At 72.2% G+C, this 4920-nt stretch carries 4 protein-coding genes and 1 pseudogene; all 5 read left to right on the top strand.

Annotated features, from left to right (window positions below; translation table 11 throughout):
• A partial coding sequence (locus M8J74_RS40260) for a hypothetical protein (RefSeq protein WP_249841162.1) occupies positions 1-261 on the top strand: 261 nt, incomplete at its 5' end.
• Positions 258-695: a roadblock/LC7 domain-containing protein gene (locus tag M8J74_RS40255; RefSeq protein ID WP_058926586.1), complete on the top strand. Its 438-nt coding sequence runs from the start codon at positions 258-260 to the stop codon at positions 693-695. The genes M8J74_RS40260 and M8J74_RS40255, both read left to right, overlap by 4 nt.
• 9 nt (positions 696-704) lie before the next feature.
• Positions 705-1100: a DUF742 domain-containing protein gene (locus M8J74_RS40250; RefSeq protein WP_249841161.1), complete on the top strand. Its 396-nt coding sequence runs from the start codon at positions 705-707 to the stop codon at positions 1098-1100.
• A 24-nt stretch (positions 1101-1124) separates the two neighbouring features.
• Positions 1125-4742 (top strand): hydantoinase B/oxoprolinase family protein, encoded by a 3618-nt coding sequence (locus M8J74_RS40245; protein WP_249841160.1) that lies wholly within the window; start codon positions 1125-1127, stop codon positions 4740-4742.
• Positions 4723-4920, top strand: a pseudogene (locus tag M8J74_RS40240) (ATP-binding protein); the annotation flags it as partial. The gene M8J74_RS40245 and the pseudogene M8J74_RS40240, both read left to right, overlap by 20 nt.

Genomic DNA, 4920 nt, shown 5'->3' with positions numbered 1-4920 from the left:
GGAACGCCGGAGGCCGGGCCCGGCGCGGGCGCGCTGCCCCGGCGGGTGCGCCAGGCCAACCTGGCCCCGCAGCTGCGCCAGAGCGCCGTGCGGCGCCCGGAGGACCGCGCGGAACCCGCCGAGCGGGACGCCGACGAGGTACGCAACCGTATGGCTTCGCTCCAGCGCGGCTGGCAGCGCGGCCGCGAGGAGAACGCCGGGGGCGACGACGCCCAGCGCGGCACAGCACCACAAGGAACGACAAAGGGGGACGGTCGATGACCGCACCGAAGGCGACCGGCCACAGCGCGACCAACCAGTCCGGAGAGCTGAACTGGCTCCTGGACGAGCTGGTGGACCGCGTCGCGAGCATCCGCAAGGCTCTCGTGCTCTCCGGCGACGGCCTGCCGACCGGCGTGTCCCGGGACCTGACCCGGGAGGACAGCGAGCACCTCGCCGCCGTCGCCTCCGGGTTCCACAGCCTCGCCAAGGGTGTGGGCCGCCACTTCGAGGCGGGCAACGTCCGGCAGACCATCGTGGAACTCGACGAGGCCTTCCTGTTCGTGACCGCCGCGGGCGACGGCAGCGCCCTCGCCGTCCTCTCGGACGCCGACGCCGACATCGGCCAGGTGGCGTACGAGATGACTCTCCTGGTCAAGCGCGTCGGCGCGCATCTCGGCACCGCTCCGCGCACCGATCTGCCCGCGGGCGGGTAGTGAGATGTCATGAGCGCTGACGGTCAGGGAACAAGCCACTGGTTCGACGACGAGGCCGGACCGGTCGTCCGCCCCTACGCGATGACACGCGGTCGCACGACCAGTCCGGGGCAGCACCGCCTCGACCTGATCGCGGTGGTGGTCGCCGAACCGCACGCGGACGACCCGGACGCCGACACGACGCTGTCCCCCGAACACGTGGACATCGTCGACCTGTGCCGGGACACACCCCAGTCGGTCGCCGAACTCGCCGCCGAGCTCGATCTGCCCATCGGTGTGGTCCGGGTGCTCGTCGGGGATCTCGTGGACGCGGAATTCGTCCACGTCAACCGGCCGATCCCGCCTGCCGAGCTGGTGGACGAGAGTATTCTGCGCGACGTGATCAACGGCCTCCGGGCGCTGTGAGCGGCGCGGAAGCGGGGTACTGACGTGACTGGCTGGCAGTTCTGGGTGGACCGGGGCGGCACGTTCACCGACATCGTCGCGCGCCGCCCGGACGGGCGCCTGCTCACGCACAAGCTGCTGTCGGAGAACCCGGCGCGGTACTCCGACGCGGCCGTGGCGGGCGTCCGGGAGCTGCTGGACGGCTCCCGGGAGGCCGTCGAGGCCGTCCGGATGGGCACGACGGTCGCCACCAACGCCCTGCTGGAGCGCAAGGGCGAACGCACGCTGCTCGTCGTCACCCGCGGCTTCCGAGACGCCCTGCGCATCGCCTACCAGAACCGGCCGCAGATCTTCGCGCGCCGCATCGAACTGCCCGAACTGCTCCACGAGCGGGTCGTCGAGGTCGACGAGCGCATCGCCGCCGACGGCACCGTGCTGCGCGCGCCCGACCTGGACGCGCTGACCGGGCCGCTCCAGGAGGCGTACGACGACGGGATCCGCGCCGTCGCCGTCGTCTGCATGCACAGCCATCTGCACCCCGCCCACGAGCAGGCCGTCGGGGAGCTGGCCGCCCGCATCGGCTTCCCGCAGATCTCGCTGTCCAGCGAGGTCAGCCCGCTGATGAAGCTCGTCCCGCGCGGGGACACCGCCGTCGTCGACGCCTACCTCTCGCCGGTGCTGCGCCGCTACGTCCGGCACGTGGCCGACGAACTGGCCGGTGTGCGGCTGATGTTCATGCAGTCCAACGGCGGTCTCGCCGAGGCCGGGCAGTTCCGCGGCAAGGACGCCATCCTCTCCGGCCCCGCGGGCGGGATCGTCGGCATGGCCCGCATGTCGCGGCTCGCCGGGTTCGACCGGGTCATCGGGTTCGACATGGGCGGCACCTCCACCGACGTCTCGCACTTCGCCGGTGAGTACGAGCGCGTCTTCACCACGCAGATCGCCGGTGTCCGGCTGCGCGCCCCGATGCTGGACATCCACACCGTGGCGGCCGGCGGCGGCTCGGTCCTGCACTTCGACGGCTCCCGCTATCGCGTGGGGCCGGACTCGGCGGGGGCGGACCCCGGGCCCGCCTGCTACCGCGGCGGCGGCCCGCTCGCCGTCACCGACGCCAACGTCATGCTCGGCCGCATCCCGCCCGCCCACTTCCCGAAGGTCTTCGGCCCCGACGGCGACCAGCCCCTCGACGACCGGCTCGTCCGCGACCGCTTCGCGGCCCTCGCGCGCGAGATCCGCGAGCGGACCGGCGACGACCGCACGCCCGAGCAGGTCGCCGAGGGCTACCTGCAGATCGCCGTCGCCAACATCGCCAACGCCGTCAAGCGGATCTCGGTCCAGAAGGGCCACGACGTCACCCGCTACGCCCTGACCACCTTCGGCGGCGCGGGCGGCCAGCACGCGTGCATGGTCGCCGACTCGCTCGGCATCCGCACCGTCCTCGTCCCGCCCATGGCCGGTGTCCTGTCCGCGCTCGGCATCGGCCTCGCCGACACCACCGCCATGCGCGAGCAGTCCGTCGAGGCGCCGCTGGAAGCCGCGGCCATGCCCGCCGTCCTCAAGACGGCCGACGACCTGGAGGGCGCGGCCCGCGGCGAACTCCTCGCCGAGGACGTCCCGAAGGACCACATCCGGGTCGTCCGCCGCGCCCAGCTCCGCTACGACGGCACCGACACCACCCTCACCGTCGAGCTGACCGAGCCCGGCACGATGCGTCACGCCTTCGAGGAACGCCATCGCGCCACGTACTCCTTCACGCTCGACCGCCCGATCGTCGTCGAAGCACTCTCCGTGGAAGCCACCGGCATCACCGAACCCCCCGATCTCTCCGCCCTCGCCCCGTACGAAGGCCGCACCGCCGCTCCCGACACCGTCCGGCTGCACACCGGCGGCACCTGGCGCGACGTACCCCTCCACCGCCGTGAGGACCTCCCTCCCGGCGAGGCGGTCACCGGCCCCGCGATCATCACCGAGGCCGGTGCGACGACCGTCGTCGACGACGGCTGGCAGGCCGTGGCCCGCGACGACGGGCATCTGGTCATGGAACGCGCGGCGGTCACGCAGAGTTCCGATCTCGACACGAAAGCCGATCCGGTCCTGCTCGAGGTCTTCAACAACCTCTTCATGTCGATCGCCGAACAGATGGGCGCGCGGCTGGAGTCGACGGCCCAGTCCGTCAACATCAAGGAGCGCCTGGACTTCTCCTGCGCGCTCTTCGACCCGGACGGAAACCTGGTGGCCAACGCCCCCCACATCCCCGTCCACCTGGGCTCCATGGGCACCAGCGTCAAGGAGGTCATCCGGCGCCGGGGGGCGGCCATGCGGCCCGGTGACACCTACGCCGTCAACGACCCGTACCACGGTGGGACCCACCTCCCGGACGTCACCGTGATCACGCCGGTGTTCGACACGGAGGGTGACCGGATCCTCTTCTACGTCGCCTCGCGCGGCCACCACGCGGAGATCGGCGGCATCGCGCCGGGCTCCATGCCCGCCGACAGCCGCACCATCGAGGAGGAGGGCGTCCTCTTCGACAACTGGCTGCTCGCCGAGGCCGGCCGCTTCCGCGAGGAGGAGACCCGCCGGCTGCTCACCGAGGCGCCCTACCCCTCCCGCAACCCCAGGACCAACCTCGCCGACCTGCGCGCCCAGATCGCCGCGAACCGCAAGGGCGTCGACGAAGTCGCCAGGATGATCGAGGACTTCGGGCTCGACGTCGTCCAGGCCTACATGCGGCACGTCCAGGACAACGCCGAGGAGGCCGTCCGCCGGGTGATCGACGCCCTGGACGACGGCGCGTACGCCTACGAGACCGACTCGGGCGCCGTCATCCGCGTACGCGTGCGCGTGGACCGCGAAAAGCGCTCAGCGGCCGTGGACTTCACGGGAACCTCCCCGCAGCTGGCCGGCAACTTCAACGCGCCCTTCGCGGTGGTCAACGCGGCCGTCCTGTACGTCTTCAGGACCCTCGTCGCCGACGACATCCCCCTCAACGACGGATGCCTGCGGCCCCTGGACATCATCGTGCCGGCCGCCTCGATGCTGGCGCCCGAACCGCCCGCCGCCGTCGTCGCGGGCAACGTCGAGACCTCCCAGGCCATCACCGGCGCCCTGTACGCGGCGCTCGGCGTCCAGGCCGAGGGCTCGGGCACGATGAACAACGTCACCTTCGGCAACGAGCGGCACCAGTACTACGAGACCGTCGCCTCGGGCTCGGGCGCGGGCGACGGCTTCCCCGGCGCTCCCGTCGTCCAGACCCACATGACCAACTCGCGGCTCACCGACCCCGAGGTCCTGGAGTGGCGACTGCCCGTGCGGCTCGAGGAGTTCGCCGTCCGGCACGGCAGCGGCGGTGCCGGACGCTGGCGCGGCGGGGACGGCGCGGTGCGCCGCATCCGCTTCGAGGAGCCCATGACCGTCTCCACCCTGTCCCAGCACCGCCGGGTGCGCCCGTACGGCATGGCGGGCGGCGAGCCCGGCGCGCTGGGCGCCAACCGCGTGGAGCGGGCCGACGGCACCGTCACCGCGCTCGCCGGCAGTGACTCCGCGGACGTCGGTCCCGGCGACGTACTCGTCATCGAAACCCCTGGCGGCGGGGGCTACGGCCCACCGTCCCACCATCCCCATCAAGCAGGAGAAGAGATCGATGATCTTCGGGCGTTCTGAGCGCGGGAAGTCTCCGGTCGAGCCCGTCACGCTCAAGATCCTGGTGGCCGGCGGCTTCGGCGTGGGCAAGACCACGCTCGTCGGCGCGGTCAGCGAGATCCGGCCGCTGCGCACGGAGGAGCTGCTCACCGAGGCGGGACGCCCGGTCGACGACACGACCGGAGTGGAGGGCAAGCGC

Source organism: Streptomyces panaciradicis (genome assembly GCF_023516615.1).
Classification (GTDB): Bacteria; Actinomycetota; Actinomycetes; order Streptomycetales; family Streptomycetaceae; genus Streptomyces; species Streptomyces panaciradicis.
This window is presented reverse-complemented; position numbering and strand designations above follow the sequence as displayed.

Bases quoted from the DNA above. Each gene is read 5' to 3' on its own strand.
- M8J74_RS40250 (WP_249841161.1), top strand. From the start codon at position 705: ATGAGCGCTGACGGTCAGGGAACAAGCCACTGGTTCGACGACGAGGCC.
- M8J74_RS40255 (WP_058926586.1), top strand. From the start codon at position 258: ATGACCGCACCGAAGGCGACCGGCCACAGCGCGACCAACCAGTCCGGA.